The sequence below is a fragment of the Pseudomonas sp. ERMR1:02 genome (assembly GCF_002277815.1).
Taxonomy (GTDB): Bacteria; Pseudomonadota; Gammaproteobacteria; order Pseudomonadales; family Pseudomonadaceae; genus Aquipseudomonas.
On record NZ_NKJI01000010.1, the window covers coordinates 115,126 to 133,283 of the forward strand.

General features: G+C 60.8%; 13 protein-coding genes and 2 pseudogenes. 9 read left to right on the forward strand and 6 right to left on the reverse strand.

Annotation, left to right across the window (positions count from 1 at the left end; all coding sequences use genetic code 11):
- From CES87_RS18800 to CES87_RS34410, 3 genes are all read right to left on the reverse strand, one after another.
- Positions 1-1,431, reverse strand: coding sequence for a hypothetical protein (locus tag CES87_RS18800; protein ID WP_128607288.1), 1,431 nt, complete (start codon positions 1,429-1,431; stop codon positions 1-3).
- 171 nt (positions 1,432-1,602) lie between these two features.
- Entirely contained in the window at positions 1,603-1,941 is a 339-nt protein-coding gene (locus CES87_RS34405; protein ID WP_322784191.1) for a hypothetical protein, read from the reverse strand.
- A gap of 101 nt (positions 1,942-2,042) precedes the next feature.
- Positions 2,043-2,252, reverse strand: coding sequence for a hypothetical protein (locus CES87_RS34410; RefSeq protein WP_322784192.1), 210 nt, complete (start codon positions 2,250-2,252; stop codon positions 2,043-2,045).
- 327 nt (positions 2,253-2,579) lie between these two features.
- On the opposite strand from CES87_RS34410, the pseudogene CES87_RS18810 reads away from it, so the two are divergent.
- The 9 genes and pseudogenes from CES87_RS18810 to CES87_RS18850 all read left to right on the forward strand — a co-directional run bounded on the left by CES87_RS18810 (position 2,580) and on the right by CES87_RS18850 (position 14,552).
- A pseudogene (locus CES87_RS18810) lies at positions 2,580-3,823 on the forward strand (MFS transporter).
- Between the two features lie 33 nt (positions 3,824-3,856).
- Positions 3,857-5,140 (forward strand): histidinol dehydrogenase, encoded by a 1,284-nt coding sequence (gene hisD / locus CES87_RS18815; RefSeq protein ID WP_128607289.1) that lies wholly within the window; start codon positions 3,857-3,859, stop codon positions 5,138-5,140.
- A gap of 4 nt (positions 5,141-5,144) precedes the next feature.
- Positions 5,145-5,585 (forward strand): thioesterase family protein, encoded by a 441-nt coding sequence (locus CES87_RS18820; RefSeq protein WP_128607290.1) that lies wholly within the window; start codon positions 5,145-5,147, stop codon positions 5,583-5,585.
- Complete coding sequence (locus tag CES87_RS18825) at positions 5,582-6,484, forward strand: SDR family oxidoreductase (RefSeq protein ID WP_128607291.1); 903 nt, start codon at positions 5,582-5,584, stop codon at positions 6,482-6,484. The genes CES87_RS18820 and CES87_RS18825 overlap by 4 nt, the downstream gene beginning before the upstream one ends.
- 40 nt (positions 6,485-6,524) lie before the next feature.
- A complete protein-coding gene (locus tag CES87_RS18830) occupies positions 6,525-8,123 on the forward strand; it encodes an arylsulfatase (RefSeq protein WP_178081449.1) in 1,599 nt (532 codons plus the stop codon).
- Between the two features lie 234 nt (positions 8,124-8,357).
- Positions 8,358-10,160: an acyl-CoA dehydrogenase gene (locus tag CES87_RS18835; protein ID WP_128607292.1), complete on the forward strand. Its 1,803-nt coding sequence runs from the start codon at positions 8,358-8,360 to the stop codon at positions 10,158-10,160.
- A gap of 157 nt (positions 10,161-10,317) precedes the next feature.
- Positions 10,318-12,428 (forward strand): annotated as a pseudogene (locus tag CES87_RS18840) (3-hydroxyacyl-CoA dehydrogenase NAD-binding domain-containing protein).
- A 163-nt stretch (positions 12,429-12,591) separates the two neighbouring features.
- Positions 12,592-13,776 (forward strand): acetyl-CoA C-acyltransferase, encoded by a 1,185-nt coding sequence (locus CES87_RS18845; RefSeq protein ID WP_128607293.1) that lies wholly within the window; start codon positions 12,592-12,594, stop codon positions 13,774-13,776.
- Positions 13,776-14,552 (forward strand): SDR family NAD(P)-dependent oxidoreductase, encoded by a 777-nt coding sequence (locus CES87_RS18850; RefSeq protein WP_128607294.1) that lies wholly within the window; start codon positions 13,776-13,778, stop codon positions 14,550-14,552. The genes CES87_RS18845 and CES87_RS18850 overlap by 1 nt, the downstream gene beginning before the upstream one ends.
- A gap of 205 nt (positions 14,553-14,757) precedes the next feature.
- Here CES87_RS18850 and CES87_RS18855 read toward each other — a convergent pair whose 3' ends face one another.
- The 3 genes from CES87_RS18855 to CES87_RS18865 all read right to left on the reverse strand — a co-directional run bounded on the left by CES87_RS18855 (position 14,758) and on the right by CES87_RS18865 (position 18,134).
- Positions 14,758-15,708, reverse strand: a complete 951-nt coding sequence (locus CES87_RS18855; RefSeq protein WP_128607295.1) for a LysR family transcriptional regulator — start codon at positions 15,706-15,708, stop codon at positions 14,758-14,760.
- Positions 15,709-15,973: 265 nt separating this feature from the next.
- A complete protein-coding gene (locus CES87_RS18860; RefSeq protein WP_128607296.1) occupies positions 15,974-16,843 on the reverse strand; it encodes an enoyl-CoA hydratase in 870 nt (289 codons plus the stop codon).
- Positions 16,844-16,892: 49 nt separating this feature from the next.
- On the reverse strand, positions 16,893-18,134 hold the full coding sequence (locus tag CES87_RS18865; protein WP_128607297.1) for a CaiB/BaiF CoA-transferase family protein: 1,242 nt from the start codon (positions 18,132-18,134) through the stop codon (positions 16,893-16,895).
- Between the last annotated feature and the right edge of the window lie 24 nt (positions 18,135-18,158).

The following is an 18,158-nucleotide window of genomic DNA, read 5'->3' on the forward strand; positions in this document are numbered from 1 at the left end:
TCAGCCCTCCAGGGTGTTGAGGAAGTCCATCGCTTCGCGATGGGATTGTTCGGAGGCCGCACAGGTAATCTTGTCGTCGCCGCCGTTTTTTTCGCTGTAGCGCTGGATTGCACCAACCGCATAGCGGCTGGGGCGCCCGCAGGTGCAGGGCTCATCCCACTCGATGGTGACTTCGTCGCCGGTGATGAAACCGCCCCAGTGAATGTCGGCCCCAAGGTCGAAGAACGCCGCGCGCCCGGTCTGGCGCCCGTGGCGTGGCAGCGGCTTGCTGGTTTCGGGATCGAGCAGGAACGCAATCGCCGTAGGGGCCAAGTGGTAGTTCCCCTGCTCGCAACGAATGTGCGAGCCGCTGACCACTTCCGACATGGCATAAGACTCGTGCACAACCTTCACGCCCATGAAGCGCATGACGTCTTCACGCCAGTTCTCGGGCGGCACCACACCTTTGGCACCGCCCGTGGTGGCGATGTAGGAATCGGGATGGAACACGCCTTCCAGACCACGCTCCAGGCCGGCGATGGCCATGTTGTGCAACAGATTCCAGGTACCACCGATGTACACGCGCTTGCCCTTCAGGCGCATGGCGATGTCATCGAAAAATGCCGCCAAGTGCTGCGGCATCTCGGCCTGTTGCTGGTCGAAGGCTTTTTTCTTGGCCAACAGTTCAGGCGCCACCACCAGGCGATCCAGCGTGCCGTTGGCGTGGGCAGCACGAAGCCGGGCGCCCAAGCGCAGCACGTCGCTGGACAGGGTCGACGGATAGGCTGGGTGAAAATGCGACAGATCCGGCAGCAGCACTTTGGTCAGCGCGCTCATGCCGCGCAAATGGCTGAGGTAGCCGTTGCGGTAGTACGGATAAGCCGTGTGCAGATCCGGGTCCGGCGTGTCCGCGCCGGTCATGTTCCACGCGTAGAGCTTGCGAATCTCGGCCGCCTTTTCGAACTCGCGGGTACTGCACGGCAAGAACGACAAGGTCCCGGAGGTGCCCGAAGTGTGGCTCAGGCACAGCTCTGGGACTTCACGGTCCATGGTTTCGAACCAGTCGTCCAGGCCCTTGCAGGCGCTGACGTCGACGGCGACGATCCTCTCGGCCAATTCCGGAATCACCAGCTTGCCCAGCCATTTGTTGATGGCGGCGAAGTTGTTCTTTTCCAGCAGCGATGGCGGGTACGACTTGAACATCGTGTGTTCGAACAGCAGCGGCACCACGTCGTCCAGTTGCTCGATGTACTCGATGCCCTCGCCGTCCGCCAGTTTCTTCAGCATCGCGATACGCTCGCGCATTTCGCCGAAACGTCGTTTCAGTCCGGCCAGTTGCAGCGTGTCGATCTGTTCGGCAGACAATTGCTTCCAGTTCTGCAAGCTATGCTCGACCAGGGCCGCCGGGTCGGTCAGCAGCAGCTCGACCTGTTCTTCTGTTGTTGTTTTCAAGGGTCAGTCTCCTGGGATTCACCTGGCCGTCGATGTGCAACGGCCTTCATGGCTGAGCCAGTTTAGGGGCACCGGGGGCAAAAACATTTCCGGATTCCGCAACCCTGATTTACCGACTAAGCGACTGTTTCTAAAGGATTTATTGTCGACTTTCGGTTTGTGTTGGAGGCATTACTCCGCATTCGCCGTCGTCAGCAACGCATGGAGCATGCGCGCCAGCATGCGAACGGTGTCCTCTTCAAGCAGATAGGCCGGCTTTTCGATCAACAGCGCACGGGGCAACGCAGTGACGGCCTGATAGGCAAGAAAGCCCGCCTTCGCGCGATCACGCACCTGAACCTCGTCGGAAAAACGTTGCACCAGAGCCGGAATGACCATCGCGATCCAGAAACGCTCCGGCTTGACGATCTCCAGGCGCACCAGCTCGCCGTAATAAGCGCTCTTGATGCTCAACTCTGAATCGATCTGCACCCAGCGGTGCAAGGCTGCAAGGCCGGTGCGCAAGACCATTTCGATGCCGTCATACAGGGTCGCCGATGCCGGTAGCGCGTGGATGTTGGCGATGATTTGCTGGCGGATATTGGCCCGGTAATCCTCGAAAATGGCGGCGATCAGCGATTCGATCGTGGGGAAGTATCGTAGATGGAACTGATCGCCACCCCGGAATAATCGGAAAGACGATAGATCGACAACGCCTCGCGCCCCTCTCGTTCAAGGATGTCACAGCCAGCTGTCTTCAACGCATCGACCAGGGCCACCGAGCGTGCCTGTTTCGGTTGCTTGCGAGGCCTGGCCGGCAGTTCCACCAAAACATTGCGCATATCAATTCCTGTAGGTGTATTTGCGGCGACCTCATTTGACCGGGCTTGCCGCAGTAGCAACCTCAGGTTATGCGCGAGCCTTTGTGGTCCCCCCCTCCATTCGGGAGGGTCTGTGCTCTGCGAAGCGCGAATAACCTTCAGCTCATGAGTGCACATTTCGCCTGCTCGACGAAGGCCGCCCGGACGCCAGTGCTATCCAGGCCCGGCACAAGTTACCGGGGCGACTGATGATTCGCTTCATCACGACAACAAAAACAAGGAGACCGGAATGACCTTATAGAGACCAAGGACGATCGCGCGATGTACCGGAAAATAGCCTGGCGCATCATGCCGCTATTGCTGACCGCCTATGTCGTAGCGTTTCTCGATCGAATCAACATTGGCTACGCGCAATTGCAGATGAAGGAAACCCTGGCCTTCAGCGATGCGGTCTATGCGCTGGGCGCGGGTATTTTCTTTATCGGCTACCTGCTGTTCGAGGTGCCGAGCAATGTGATGCTTGAGAAAATCGGCGTGCGCAAAACGCTGCTGCGCATCATGGTCTGCTGGGGCGTCGTCGCCGTGGCCATGATGTTCGTGCAGACGCCGACACAGTTCTATGTCTTGCGTTTTTTGCTCGGGGCTTTCGAAGCCGGCTTCACCCCCGGCGCGTTGCTTTACCTGACCTTCTGGTACCACCAGCCCGACGTGCGGGAATGATCGGGGTGTTCCTGCTCGGCGCGATTGTCGCCAGCCTGATTGCCGGTCCGCTGTCCGGCGCGATCATGAAGTTTCTCGATGGTCTAAACGGTTGGCATGGCTGGCAGTGGCTGTTCCTGGTGCAAGGTCTGCCCGCACCGCTGCTGGGTCTGCTGGCCTGGCGCGTACTGGTCGACCGTCCTGAACAGGCCACCTGGCTGAGCACCGCGCAAAAGACCCGGCTGCGCCAGCAACTGGACGCCGAGAGCCAATCGTCGACCAAGGCCAGCCATGGCTCCCTGCGCGATCTGCTGTGCGATGCAAAGTTTTGGACATTGGCGCTGGTTTACGTGGTGATGGTGGCGGGCACCTATGCCATGGCCTTCTGGATCCCGACTTTGATCAGGGGCTGGGGAGTTTCCGACCTCATGGATATCGGCCTGTACGCCACCCTGCCGCAACTGGGCGCGGTGGCCGGTGTGATTCTGCTTGGACGCAGTTCCGACCGTTTGCGCGAGCGCCGCTGGCATTTCACCGCTGGCGCGCTGTTGGCTGCGTGCGGTCTGGCAACCATCGCCCTGGGTCAAGGGCAGTTCATCATTTCAATGACGGGGCTGTGTCTGGCCGTGACGGGTATCGCCTCAGTGACGCCGGTGTTTTTCGCCCTGGTTTCCGAATATCTGCCCCGTACCTCAGTGGCGGTCGGTATTGCCCTGATCAGCAGCATCGGCAACCTGGGCGGCGCGATCATTCCTTCGCTGACCAGCGCCATCAATACCGCCACAGGAGGCACGACCTACAGCATGTACTTCGTGATGAGCCTGTACCTGCTGGCCTGTTTCATCATTCTGCTGGCTGCTCGCAGACCAGCACCGGTTTTCCAGTCCGCCTGAAGCGGCAATCCCTGAAATCCAAAGGAATATCCCGTGATTCAACAACTCAAAAAGGGCCAATCGGCCCAGGTGAAAGCAAGCAATCAAGCCCAGGTGCGCGCCACTGTGGAAGGTATCCTCACCGACATCGAGCAACGCGGTGATGCAGCGGTGCGCGAATACTCCCAGAAATTCGACAACTGGGCGCCGCAAAACATGCGCTTGAGCCAGGAACAGATCGACGCGTGCATCGCCAGCTTGTCCCCTCAAACGCTCGAGGACATCAAGTTCGCCCAGACGCAGATTCGTCGTTTCGCCCAGATTCAGAAGGATTCGATGCACGACGTCGAGGTCGAAACCTTGCCCGGCATCGTCCTCGGTCATCGCAACATTCCGGTCAACTCGGTGGGCTGCTATATCCCCGGCGGCAAGTACCCATTGATTGCCAGCGCGCACATGAGCGTACTCACCGCCAAGGTCGCGGGCGTCAAGCGCGTGATCGCCAGTGCACCGCCATTCGAAGGCAAGCCATGCCCCGAGATCGTGGCGGCGATGCATCTGGCCGGTGCTGACGAAATCTACTGCCTTGGCGGTGTGCAGGCCGTGGCCGCCATGGCCATCGGCACTGAGAGCATTGTCGGCGTGGACATGATCGTCGGTCCGGGCAACGCCTATGTGGCCGAGGCCAAACGTCAGCTGTTCGGCCGCGTTGGTATCGACCTGTTCGCCGGCCCGACCGAAACCATGGTGATCTGCGATGACACGGTGGATGCCGAATTGGTCGCTGTCGACCTGCTGGGCCAGGCCGAACACGGCCCGACCTCCCCCGCCTATTGCGTGACCACCAGCAAAAAAATCGCAGAAGAGCTGCCGGCCGCCATCGACCTGGTTCTTTCGCGCCTGGACACCGCGCCGGTCGCCAGCGTGGCCTGGAACGACTTCGGTGAGATCTACCTGTGCGACACCGACGAAGAAGCCCTGGAAGTCGCCGAGCGCCTGTGCTCGGAACACGTGCAGGTGATGACCCAGGACCCAAGCTGGTACCACGATCGCATGACCCGCTACGGCGCGCTGTTCCTCGGCCACCGCACCAACGTCAGCTATGGCGACAAGGTCATCGGTACCAACCACACGCTGCCGACCATGGGCGCCGGCCGTTACACCGGCGGATTGTGGGTGGGCAAGTTCATCAAGACCCATACCTATCAGCGCGTGCTGACGGATGAGGCGAGCGTGATGATCGGCGAGTACTGCTCGCGGTTGTGTGGCTACGAACACATGTCCGGCCACAAAGAGCAGGCGGACATCCGCGTGCGTCGCCTGAAGCAGGAGGCCTGAAGACATGAGCAAACCCGTACCCCACGCACGCAGCGCCTATCCTTACCTGCGCGACATCACCACACGCTGGATGGACAACGACGTCTACGGTCACGTCAACAACGTCATCTACTACAGCTGGTTCGACACCGTGGTCAACGGCTGGCTGCTGGAGCAGAACGTGCTCGACTTCGAGCAGTGCCCGACCGTCGGCCTGGTGGTCGATACCCACTGCAGCTATTTTTCCTCCATCGCCTTCCCCGACCTGGTGCGCGCTGGTTTGCGCGTGGCGAGCCTGGGTACCTCAAGCGTGCGCTATGAAGTCGGTTTGTTCGCCAACGACAACACCGAGGCTTCTGCGCAAGGTCACTTCGTCCATGTCTACGTCGACCGCGTGACGCGCCGGCCGGTGCCGTTGCCGGCTGAATTGCGCCGCGCGCTGGAATCCATAGCGGTGGCGTCATGAAGAACTTCGCGGGTCGCGTAGCGGTGATTACCGGCGCAGCGTCAGGTTTCGGCAAGGCTTTTGCCGAGATGGGTGCAGAGCTAGGCATGAAGCTGGTGCTGGCCGATATCCAGGCTGACGCCCTCGAGGCCACCGTCGCCGAGCTGCGCGCCTGCGGAGCCTCGGTCATCGGCCTTCGCACCGACGTCTCACAGTCCGCGCAGGTGCAGGCACTGGCCGATGCGGCAATGGCAGAGTTCGGTGCCGTGCATTTGTTGTTCAACAATGCCGGCGTGCTCGCCGGCGGCCTGGTGTGGGAGAACAGCGAGAAGGACTGGGACTGGGTACTGGGTGTCAACGTGCGCAGCGTGATCCACGGGGTGCGCATCTTCACCCCGCTGATGCTGGCGGCCGCTGCACAAGACCCGGACTACGAAGGGCACATCATCAATACCGCCTCGATGGCCGGGTTGCTCAACGCGCCGACGCTCGGTGCCTACAGCCTCACCAAACAGGCGGTGGTATCGCTCAGCGAGACGCTCTACCACGACCTCGCCCTGGTTTGCGAGCAGGTGCACTGCTCGGTCCTGTGCCCTTACTTCGTGCCCACCGGTATCAGCCTGTCCGCGCGGCATCGCCCGAACGATTTGGCCAATGCCGACGGACCGACACGCTCACAGACGGCGGCCCAGGCGCAGAACCAGAAGGCCACTGGCGCGGCCAAGGTCAGTGCCGAGCAGATCGCTCAGATGACCTTCGAGGCCATTCGCGAGCGCAGTTTCTATATCTACTCGCATCCCCACGCCATGGGCTCCGTGCGCGAGCGCTTCGATGCGATTGTCGAACAGCGCAACCCACCCGATCCCTATGCGGGCAAGCCGGAACTGCGTGCTCAATTGGTAGAAAGTTTGCGCGGCTAACTGACCCGCAACCGGCACTGACAAGATAAGGAGACAGTTCATGATTGAAAGCATCAAACGGCTGGTCATGGCTGGCATGGCCTGCGCTGTGCTCGCCGCCCCGCTGGCACAAGCCCAGACAGCCAAACCCAACATCCTGGTGATCTGGGGCGACGACATCGGCTGGCAGAACGTGAGTGCCTATGGCATGGGCACCATGGGCTACACCACGCCCAACATCGACCAGATCGGCATGGAGGGCATTCGCTTCACTGATCATTACGGGCAGCCGTCGTGCACCGCCGGGCGCGCGGCTTTCATCACCGGCCAGTATCCGATTCGTTCCGGCATGACCACCGTGGGCCAGCCGGGCGACAAGCTCGGCCTGCAAGCCGCTTCGCCGAGCCTGGCCGAAGTGTTGAAAGAGGCCGGTTACAGCACCGGTCAGTTCGGCAAGAACCACTTGGGCGACAACAACCCCAATCTGCCGACGGTGCATGGTTTCGACGAGTTTTACGGCAACCTGTATCACCTCAATACCGAGGAGCAACCGGAGTACGCCGACTACCAGAATTTCGCCAAGACGTACCCCGGCGGACCTGAAGCCTACGCCAAAAAGTTCGCCACCCGTGGCGTGCTGCACAGTTTCGCCACCGACAAGGACGACCCGACGGTAGACCCACGCTTCGGTGTGGTCGGCAAGCAGACCATCGAGGACACCGGGCCGTTGACAATGAAGCGTATGGAAGACTTCGACGGCGCCGAAGTGATCCCCCATGCAATGGACTTCATGCGTAAGGCGAAGAGCGACGACAAGCCCTTCTTCGTCTGGCTCAACACCAGCCGCATGCACCTGTACACCCACCTCAACGACAAGTGGAAACATGCCGCCGACAAGTACACCCACGAGGGTGACAAGCAAGGCGGCGGCATGATGCAGCACGATTACGACATTGGTCAGGTGCTCGAATTCCTCAAGCAGAGCGGCCTCGATAAAAACACCATCGTCTGGTACTCCACCGATAACGGCCCGGAACACTCCTCCTGGCCGCATGGCTCCACCTCGCCCTTCCGTGGCGAGAAGATGACCACCTACGAAGGCGGCGTGCGTGTGCCCTCGATGCTGCGTTGGCCTGGCGTGATCAAGCCGGGGCAGATCAAGAACGGCATCCAGGCGCACCAGGACATGTTCACCACCCTGGCGGCCGCGGGTGGCGTGCCGGATGTGGTTGAGCGCATGAAGGTCCAGAAGAAACAGTACATCGATGGCGTCAACAACCTCGACTACTGGACTGGAAAATCGCCGGAAAGCGCCCGCACCAGCATGCTCTATTACATCGAGAGCAACCTGACCGCCGTGCGCATGGGCCCCTGGAAGTTGCACTTCTCAACCAAGGAAGACTACTACGCGCCGATAAAACCGTTGTTTGCGCCGCTGATGTTCAACCTGCGCAGTGACCCGTTCGAAAGCTACGACAGCAATGATTCCTACGGCCACATGATCCAGAAATCATCGTGGATCTCCGCGCCGATGGGCGAGCTGATCGGCGCGCACCTCAAGTCCTTGGCCGAGTACCCGCCGGTGCAAACAGCCAAGTCGTTCGACCGATCGAACCTGGTACAGGATTTCCTGAGGAGCCAGCAGAAAGCACCGCAATAACTGACGGCCCTTTGTGATCGTACCCACGCTCTGCGTGGGAACGATCAAGCCGGCTCCTACGGTGGAACTGGGTAAGGTGGAGGTTCTGCGCAGCAAAGCCCCGTGCGCCGGACTGCTCCGGCCTACCCCAAAGGAGGGGGATAGATACCCGGCACATCTCTCTATTGTGGAGGCCTGAACGGGCCATGGGTTTTTCCACTGCCCCCCCTTGGACACTGTCTGACGAGAGATGCCATGACTGACCTGCTGCTCAACGAGCGCGAGTTGCGCTTCCAGCTTTACGAGCTGCTCGATACCGAGGCGTTGTTGCAACGCCCGCGTTACGCGGACCACGATCGCGGCGTGTTCGACGCCTCTCTCACCACCGCCCGCCAGATCGCCGCTGAACTGTTCGCCCCGTACAACCACAAGGGCGATGCCAATGAACCCACCTTCGACGGCGAGCGGGTTCACATGATTCCCGAGACCAAGGCCGCCTGGGATGCGTTTGCCGAGGCCGGCTTCCTTGCCGCTCACCACGACGTTGCCGATGGCGGCCTGCAACTGCCGGAAGTGGTGCTGCGTGCCTGCATGGCTTATTTCGACGCGGCCAACATCTCCACGGTCGCCTATTCCTTTTTGACCATCGGCGCGGCCAATCTGGTGAAGGCCTTTGCCCGTACTGAACTGCGCGAACGTTTCCTGGCGCCCATGCTCGATGGTCGCTACAGCGGCACCATGGCCCTCACTGAACCCGGCCAGGGTTCGGCGCTGGGTGACCTGCGCACCTTGGCACGCCCGGCTGAAAACGGCACCTACCGGATCTTCGGCCAGAAGATGTTCATCTCCGGTGGCGATCACGAATTGACCGAGAACATCGTGCACATGGTGTTGGCGCGTATCGATGGTGCGCCGGCCGGTACCAAGGGTATTTCGCTGTTTCTGGTACCCAAGTTCCTGGTCAATGCGGATGGCAGTGTCGGCACGCGCAACGACGTGGCGCTTGCCGGCCTGCTGCACAAGATGGGTAATCGCAACACCACCTCCACCGTGCTCAGTTTCGGTGAACACGACGGTGCCGTGGGTTACCTGGTTGGCGAGGCGCATCAGGGGCTGAGCTACATGTTCCAGATGATGAACGAGGCCCGCATCGGTGTCGGCCTGGGGGCTGCGTGTCTGGGCTATCAGAGCTACATTCACGCCCTGGACTACGCCCGTCAGCGCCCACAAGGTCGTCTGCCGGGCAACAAGAACCCGGCAGCGCCCCAGGTGCGCATCGTCGAACATGCCGATGTGCGGCGGATGCTGCTGCAACAGAAGGTCTACGCCGAAGGCAGTCTGGCGTTGTGTCTGTACGCCAGCAGTCTTGTGGAAGATGCCCACACCGCCGCCACTGAGCTTGCGCGCAGCAATGCCGCCGAACTGCTCGACGTACTCACGCCAGTGGTCAAGTCGTATCCGTCGCGTTATGGCTTGCTGGCTTCGGAGATTGGCGTCCAGATTCTTGGCGGCGCCGGTTACACCCGCGAATATCCGCTGGAGCAATACTACCGCGACAATCGCCTGAACCCGATCCACGAAGGCACCGAAGGCATCCAGGCGATTGACTTGTTGGGTCGCAAACTTGGGCCGCGCGGTGGTGACGGTTATCGACTGTTCATCGCCGAAGTGCTTGCCACTCTGCTTGTCGCCAACAGTGACAGCCATTGCGCGCCTCTGGCGGCGCTGCTGGCGGACGCATTGAGTGTCCTGGAACAAGTCACCGCCAGCCTGCAAGCGCAAGTGGCTGCCGATGCCACTCTCGGCATGGCCAACGCCACGCCTTATCTGGACATTTTTGGTCGCGTGGTCGTCGGCTGGATCTGGCTGCGCAAGGCACTGCTGGCTAACCAAGCCCTCAGCGCTGGCGCCAATGGCAGCGATGTGGATTTTTACCAAGGCAAGTTGCAGGCGGCGCACTACTTCATGACCTGGGAACTGGCTTCGCTGCAATCCCAGGCGCGTCTGCTCACAGACGCCAACCATGTCGCCTACTACATGCAGGACAGCTGGTTCTAGATGAACCAAATGCCCCCTGTAGGAGCGAGCTTGCTCGCGATGGTCGTCAACGATAACGCGTGTTTTCAGGGTGAACGCGGTGTCTTGTAGTCCATCGCGAGCGAGCTCGCTCCTACAGGGTTTGCGGTACTCCTTTAACGAACTTCAGGAAAGCATCATGAGTACTCTGGTCACCTACCACGTCGAAGACAACCTCGCGCTGATCGGCCTGGCATCAAAGCCCGTCAACGCACTCGGACAACCCCTGCGTGCGGCTATTCTCGAAGCCTGTGATCGCGCCGCCAGCGACCCTGCGGTGTCCGCGATCATTCTGCACGGTGAAAACGGCTTGTTTTGCGCCGGCGCCGACATCACTGAATTCGGTCTCCCTGCGTCTTTCGCCGCCCCTTCCCTGCCCGACCTCCTGGTGCGTTTCACCCAGATCGACAAGCCGATGATTGCTTGCATCGACCGCTTCGCCCTCGGTGGCGGCCTGGAACTGGCCTTGGCTTGCGGTTACCGCATCAGCGCGGCCAACAGCCGTCTCGGCCTGCCGGAAATCAACCTGGGTCTTTTGCCCGGTGCGGGCGGGACGCAGCGTTTGCCGCGGTTGATCGGTGCCGAACCTGCTTTGGAAATGATGATGTCCGGCCAGCCGGTCAGCGCCAGCCGTGCCCTTGACCTGGGCCTGATCGACCGCTTGATCAACGAAGGCGATTACCTGCTCGATGGCGCACGTAGCTTCGCCCGGGAGTTGATTGACATGGGTGCAGCGGCGCGCCCCGCAGACCCTCATGCCAATCCGGCCGCCGCCCTGCCTGAAGACTTTTTCGCCCGCTATCGCACCAGCCACGAACCTCGCTGGAAAAATCGCCTGGCGCCACGCCTGGTGCTGGCGGCCGTCGAGTCCGCCTGCGTGCTACCGCTGAACGCCGGGCTGCAGCGCGAAGTCGCACTGTTCAAGGAAGCCGAAGCCTCATCGCAATCCGAGGCCTTGCGTCACGTGTTTTTTGCCGAGCGCGAAGCCGGCAAAGTGGCCGGTGTCAGCTCATCCACAGCCCTGCGTCCGATAGCCCGTGTCGCGGTAATCGGCGCGGGGACCATGGGCGGTGGCATCGCCATGAACTTCGCCAACGTCGGCATTCCAGTCACGCTGCTGGAACTCAAACCCGACGCCCTTGAACGTGGACTCGGGCAAATCCGCAACAGCTACGAGATCAGCCTGCAACGCGGCAAGCTCACCCAGGCCGAACTGGACCAACGCATGGCCTTGCTGACCGGCACCCTCGACTATGCCGACATTGCCGCGTGCGACCTGGTGATCGAGGCGGTATTTGAGAGCCTGCCAATCAAACAACAGGTATTCCGCACCCTCGATGAGGTGTGCAAGCCGGGCGCGATTCTGGCCAGCAACACCTCCACGCTCGATGTTGACCAGATCGCCGCCGTTACGCGTCGGCCACAAGACGTCATCGGCCTGCATTTTTTCAGCCCGGCCAATGTAATGCGTTTGCTGGAAGTGGTACGCGGCGAGCTCACCGCTCCCGAGGTGCTCGCGACCGTACTGAAACTGGGCAAGACGATTGGCAAGATCCCTGTGGTATCCGGCGTGTGCTTCGGCTTCATTGGCAACCGCATGCTCGAGCCCTACTCCCGCGAGGCCCATCGTCTGGTGCTGGAGGGTGCGGCTCCCGCGCAGATTGACCAGGTGCTTACCGACCTGGGCCTGGCCATGGCGTGATGGCAATGCACGACCTGGCCGGGATCGACGTCAGCTTCCTGGTGCGCGAATCCCGCCGTGAGGCGATTGCCCATGATCCGAGCTACTGCCGGATCGCCGATGAGCTGAACGCGCTGGGTCGCTTCGGTCAGAAGACCAAGCGTGGCGCGTATATCTATGAAGGCCGCGAGCGCAAGGAAGACTTCGAGGTTATCTCGCTGGCTGAACGCATCGCCGGCGAACTGGATATCGCGCGACGGCCGATCACCACCCAGGAAATTCATGATCGCTGCCTGTTCATGCTGATCAACGAAGGCATCCAGCTGCTCGACGAAGGCATCGCCGAACGCGCTGGCGACATTGATCTGGTATGGATCAACGGTTACGGCTTCCCGGCCTGGCTTGGCGGACCGCTGCACTATGCCGAGCAGATTGGCCTGAACACTGTATTGGCCGGTATTACCCATTACCGCCAGGCGCTCGGTGAATACGGCGAGATGTGGTTCCACCCTGCCCCATTACTGGAACGACTGGTTGCTGCCGGCAAGACCCGTATCGAACGAATCTAAGACCAGATTTTGGCGTTACACCAATCCCGTGTAGGAGCCGGCTTGCTGGCGAAGGCGGTGGACCAGCCGCTTATGTATCGACTGAACGGTCGTCTTCGCCAGCAAGCCGGCTCCTACAGGGGCAGGCCCTGGGACCTAGCATCTCTTGAACAGGAACAACAAAATGAAAGAAGCCGTTATCCTTTCCACTGCCCGCACGCCGATCGGCAAGGCGTTTCGCGGTGCCTTCAACATCACCACTTCCCCGACCATGGCCAGCTTCGCGATTCGCGCCGCCGTCGAGCGAGCCGGTATCGAGACCGGTGAAATCGAAGACCTGGTGATGGGCACCGGCATGCCCGCCGGCACGGCTGGCTGGAACCTGGGCCGCATGAGCGCGTTGGCCGCAGGCCTGCCGCTGACCGTCAGCGGTCAGACCCTGGACCGCCAGTGCGCTTCGGGTCTGATGGCCATCGCGACCGCCGCCAAGCAAATCATGGTCGACGGCATGCAGGTGACCGTTGGCGCGGGGCAGGAACACATCAGCCTGGTGCAAAACCGTCATATGGAATGGGTCGGTAGCCAGCATGACGAAAGCGTCCTGCGCAACGTCCCCCTCGCCTATATGCCGATGCTGCAAACCGCCGAACTGGTCGCCAAGCGCTACGGCATCAGCCGTGAAGCGCAAGACCTCTACAGCCTGCAATCGCAACAGCGAACCGCCGCTGCGCAACAGGCAGGTTTGTTCAGGCAAGAAATAGTGCCCGTCACGGTCACCAAACAGGTGGTGGACAAGGCCAGCGGTGTGGTCAGCCATGAACAGGTCAGCCTGAGCCTGGATGAAGGCAACCGCCCACAGACAATCCTTGACGACCTGAGCAAACTCAAACCGGTGATCGAAGGCGGCTGCATCACCGCCGGTAACGCCAGCCAATTGTCCGATGGCGCCAGTGCCTGCGTGTTGATGGACGCGCGACTGGCCGAACAGCGCAACCTGCAACCGCTGGGCCTGTACCGGGGCATCGCAGTGGCGGGCCTGGCGCCGGAGGAGATGGGCATCGGTCCGGTGCTGGCTGTACCAAAACTGCTGAAGCAGCATGGGCTGAAAGTCGATGACATCGGCCTCTGGGAACTCAACGAAGCCTTCGCCTGCCAGGTGATCTACTGCCGCGACAGACTGGGTATCGATAACGACAGGCTCAACGTAAACGGTGGCGCGATTTCAATCGGTCACCCTTATGGCATGAGCGGCTCGCGCATGGTGGGTCATGCCTTGCTGGAGGGTAAACGCCGTGGGGTTAAATACGTGGTGGTGACCATGTGCGTCGGCGGTGGCATGGGTGCAGCCGGCTTATTTGAGGTGCTGTGATGGACGTTCTCAACAGTTTTTCTCTGACGGGCAAGACGGTGTTTGTCACTGGCGCCTCCAGCGGCATTGGTGCACACCTGGCGCGAGTGGCCAGTGGTGCCGGGGCTCGTGTGGTGCTCGGCGCCCGACGTGTCCAGCGCTTGCAGCAGCTCGCTGAAGACATTCGCGAGGCCGGCGGCGAAGCGCTTGCCGTGGCTTTGGACGTCACGGATCGGGACAGTGTTGAAGCAGCGTTTGACGCAGCCGAGATCGTTTTCGGTGTGGTAGACGTGGTACTCAACAATGCCGGTATCGGCAATGGACAAAGAGTGCTGGAGATCAGTGAGGCCGATTGGCGCGCGATGCTATCGACCAACCTTGATGGCGTCTGGCGCGTTGCCCAGTGCGCCGCGCAACGGCTCGCCAAGGCGCAGCGCCCCGGCAGCATCGTCAACATCGCCTCGATGCTCGGTGTGCGCGTGGGCACCGGGTACAGCCACTACTGCGCGGCGAAGGCTGGCGTGGTGCAGCTGAGCAAATCGCTGGCGCTGGAACTGGCTCGTTACCAGATCCGGGTCAATGCGATTGCGCCGGGTTACTTCAAGACCGAAATGAACGACGCCTATTTCGATAGCGACAAGGGCCAGGCGTACATACGCGAAACCGTGCCGATGCGTCGACTTGGAAGCCTGCAGGAACTGGAAGGCCCGTTCCTTCTGCTCGCGAGCGAGGCCGGCGCGTTCATGACCGGCGCGGTACTGGCTGTGGACGGTGGCCATCTGGTCGGCAGCCTGTAAGGGCGAGCTCCCACAGAAATCACGCTGAATCTCTGTGGGAGAGCCTGCTCGCTAAAAAACGTGCGACAAGCGCGATCGTTCAGACAGGGCGCGTTATCGTTGACGTCCATCGCGAGCAAGCTTCGCTCCAACAAGGGAGAGGTGTGCGGTCTTCCAGTCGATAAGTGAGGTGTCTGAACCGCCGCTTTCGCTGACAAGCCAGCTTCTACTGGTTCTTGTAGGTAAATCCGGCCGCGAATCGCCCTCGCAGGTAGTCGACAAAAACGCTGACGGCTCTGGGCACATGTGCGGAGTAAGGGCGCACCAGATAAATGTTCTCCGGGAAGGCGCCTGCTGATTTCCACGTTGGCAGCACCTGCACCAAGGCGCCGCTCTTCAGTCCGGCTTGAGCGCTGAAATCGGGCAACAGCGCGATGCCCAAATCAGTCAAAGCCGCATCACGCAATGCTTCGCTATTGTTGGTTGCGAATGTGCCTTTGACAGGAACAGTCAGCCGTTTCCCCGCCACTTGCGAGGAATCGAGGGCCTCGAAAGCCCAGGCCGGTGTGTCGTTGCCTCGCGGGTAGTACAGGCAGTTGTGTTCCAGAAGATCTTCCGGACGTTGAGGTTGGCCGTATCTATCCAGATAGCTGCGGGTCGCAACAAGCACCGAATGCGTCGCGCATAATTTCCAGGCGACATGGGTATCCGGGATCTGATCACTGTGCCGAATAGCCAGATCAAAACCTTCCGAAGCGATGGGGGAAATCTGATCGGAAACGTCAAGCTGCACTCTGACTTCGGGATATTCGTTGAGGAAACCGGCCAGTTCCGGAACCAAATGCTGGCGGGCAAATGCTACCGGAGCCGTCAACCGTAGAAGTCCCCGCGCTACACCTGCCGAGTCGCGAACATCGGCAAAACTGTGGGCAATTTGCTCATACGCACTGCGCACGTCACGGACCAACGCGTTTCCCGCATCAGTCAATCGAACACTGCGAGTGGTGCGCAATACCAGACTCAGTCCCGTGGCCTTTTCCAGCTCGACAATTCGCTGGCTCACCGCTGACTTGCTCACCCCAAGTCTGGCCGCTGCCGCGGTGTAGGTGCCCTGCTCCGCAAGGATCGCCAGCCAGTGCACATGGGTCCAGAGTCGTTCGACTTCCACTTTAGGCATGATTTGATTGTTCTCGCATGGAAACAATGGAGTCTATTTTTTCACCTCGCCATGAACAAAGCAAAAGCTCAGGCCAAAGCAGAGCGGAAGCGAGTTAACCCCTGCGCAAGGCATTGGAAAACACGTGACCCCGTAGGAGCCGGCTTGCTGGCGAAGGCGGCAGTCCAGTCAACAGTGCACTGCCTGTGTACCGCCTTCGCCAGCAAGCCGGCTCCTACAGGTAATTTGCGTACGAGCTACCGACCAGGTCGGCTGTCAGGCGGCTTCAACGATGCCGAAAAACAGGCGCCCGCTTGGCGAGAAAAGCCTGCATGCCTTCCTTCTGGCCATCGGTGGCGAATGCTGCCTGGAACAGTCTGCGCTCGTGCAGCATGCCTTCGGCCAGGCCCACTTCCAGTGCGCGATTGATCGCTTCCTTGGCCATTCGCACTGCGGGGGCGTTGTAGCCGGCGATGGTGTGTGCGGCCTCCAGTGCGGTTTGCAGCAGGTCAGCTGAGGGTACGACTCGGGAAACCAGCCCGGCAGCCTTGGCTTCGGTGGCGTTGATGGTGCGACCGGTGAGGATCATGTCCATCGCCAGCGCCTTGCCAACCGATCGGGTGAGGCGTTGCGTGCCGCCGATGCCGGGCAGGATGCCCAGCTTGATTTCCGGCTGGCCGAACTGTGCGTCTTCTGAAGCGATAATAAAGTCGCACATCATCGCCAGTTCGCAACCGCCACCCAGCGCATAGCCGCTGACGGCCGCGATGATCGGTTTGCTCACGGTGAGCAATTGCGACCAGGCAGCGAAAACGTCGTGTTGCTGCAGTTCTACCAAGGTCTTGTCAGCCATTTCCTCGATGTCCGCGCCTGCGGCAAAAGCCCGTGGGCTGCCGGCGATGACGATGGCGCCGATGTTGTCATCGGCATCGAAGTCGTGCAGCGCTGCGACGACTTCGCGGGACATGGCCACGCTCAGTGCATTGAGGCTCTTGGGTCTGTGCAACGTGATCAGCCCGACGCGTTCGCGCCGTTCGACCAGAATCGATTCGTAGCGAGGTGCCGATGCGTTACTCGTCTGTGTCTCGTTGCTGGATTTGACGTTGGTGATTGCCGATTTTTTGTCTTGGGTGGTCGGAGCAGTTGCGGCTGTCATGGAGGATTCTCCTGGTTAAATGGGCAGGATCGAAAAGTTGGAAGATGTTCTAGATAACTTCTTGCAGCAGCGATTCATCGAAGGTGCCGGTGGCGGGCGCGTAGTCCCCGGTGTGCGACATCAGCTGCGAAAGGATGCGTTCACGATGCTCATCCAGGCCGGGTGCGCGCAGCGGCGTGGCGACATCGATGTCGGCATAGGCGTTGAGCTTGATCGGGTTGCCGGCAGTACGGAACGCGCGCCCGCCCTCGCCCTGCACCTGGATGATCATGTTGCGTGCTTGCAACTGCGGATGTTCGAACAGTTTGTCGATGGTGTTGATCGGTGAGCACGGCACCCCTGCTTCGTTGAGGCGGTCAATCCAGTGTGCTGCGGGGGCGGTCAGCGTGATTGCCTGGATCGCCTGAATCAACGCCGGTCGATTGCGGCAACGCTGGGCGTTACTGAGGAACTGCGGCTCCAGCGCCATTTGCGGGTTGCCCAGCGCGTCGGCCATGAGCATGAACAGCTGATCGTTACCCGCGGCAATGATGAAGCGGCCGTCTTGCGCGTCATACGCTTCAAACGGCGAGAGCGAGGGATGGGCATCGCCCGTACGTGTTGGCACCTTCCCTTCCACGTCGTAAGTCGCCAAGGCGGTTTCCATGAGTGCCGCCTGGCAGTCCAGCATCGCGATATCCACGCGAGAGCCCTGTGCGTCCCGGGTGCGTTTGTACAGCGACGAGACGATGCCGATCACCGCAAACAGCCCGGCGCTGAGATCGCCAAAGCTGGTGCCGACGCGGGCTGGCGGTGCATCGGGCCAGCCGGTCAGGCTCATGATGCCGCCCATGGCCTGGACCACCATGTCGTAGCCCGGCAGGTCACTCATGGGGCCGGTCTGGCCGAAGCCCGAAATGGAGGCATAAACCAGATGCGGATGAGTTTGCGCGAGCCGTTCAGCACCGTAGCCCAGGCGGTCCATCACGCCGGGTCGGAAGTTTTCTACGAGCACGTCGGCCTCGGCAAGCATGCGCTCGACCAGCTCACGGTCTCGTGGACTTTTCAGGTCCAGCGCGATGCTTTCCTTGCCCCGGTTGAAACAGGTGAAATACGCGGAGTCATCCTCGACAAAGGGGCCGAAGGCACGTGTGTCGTCGCCGGTGGCGAGTCGTTCGACCTTGATCACGCGGGCGCCGAGGTCGGCGAGCACCATCGTGCAATACGGGCCTGACAGCACGCGTGAGAAATCCAGGACAGTGATGCCGTCCAACGGCCCCTTCTTGGCAGGCAGACCTTGCGAGTTATCCATGTAATTATTTCCTCTTTGGATGGA

Coding starts and splice junctions, on each gene's coding strand:
- CES87_RS18855 (WP_128607295.1), bottom strand. CDS start 15,708: ATGCCTAAAGTGGAAGTCGAACGACTCTGGACCCATGTGCACTGGCTG.
- CES87_RS18830 (WP_178081449.1), top strand. CDS start 6,525: ATGATTGAAAGCATCAAACGGCTGGTCATGGCTGGCATGGCCTGCGCT.
- CES87_RS18860 (WP_128607296.1), bottom strand. CDS start 16,843: ATGACAGCCGCAACTGCTCCGACCACCCAAGACAAAAAATCGGCAATC.
- CES87_RS18865 (WP_128607297.1), bottom strand. CDS start 18,134: ATGGATAACTCGCAAGGTCTGCCTGCCAAGAAGGGGCCGTTGGACGGC.
- CES87_RS18850 (WP_128607294.1), top strand. CDS start 13,776: ATGGACGTTCTCAACAGTTTTTCTCTGACGGGCAAGACGGTGTTTGTC.
- CES87_RS34405 (WP_322784191.1), bottom strand. CDS start 1,941: ATGGTCTTGCGCACCGGCCTTGCAGCCTTGCACCGCTGGGTGCAGATC.
- CES87_RS18825 (WP_128607291.1), top strand. CDS start 5,582: ATGAAGAACTTCGCGGGTCGCGTAGCGGTGATTACCGGCGCAGCGTCA.
- CES87_RS18845 (WP_128607293.1), top strand. CDS start 12,592: ATGAAAGAAGCCGTTATCCTTTCCACTGCCCGCACGCCGATCGGCAAG.
- CES87_RS18820 (WP_128607290.1), top strand. CDS start 5,145: ATGAGCAAACCCGTACCCCACGCACGCAGCGCCTATCCTTACCTGCGC.
- CES87_RS34410 (WP_322784192.1), bottom strand. CDS start 2,252: ATGCGCAATGTTTTGGTGGAACTGCCGGCCAGGCCTCGCAAGCAACCG.
- CES87_RS18835 (WP_128607292.1), top strand. CDS start 8,358: ATGACTGACCTGCTGCTCAACGAGCGCGAGTTGCGCTTCCAGCTTTAC.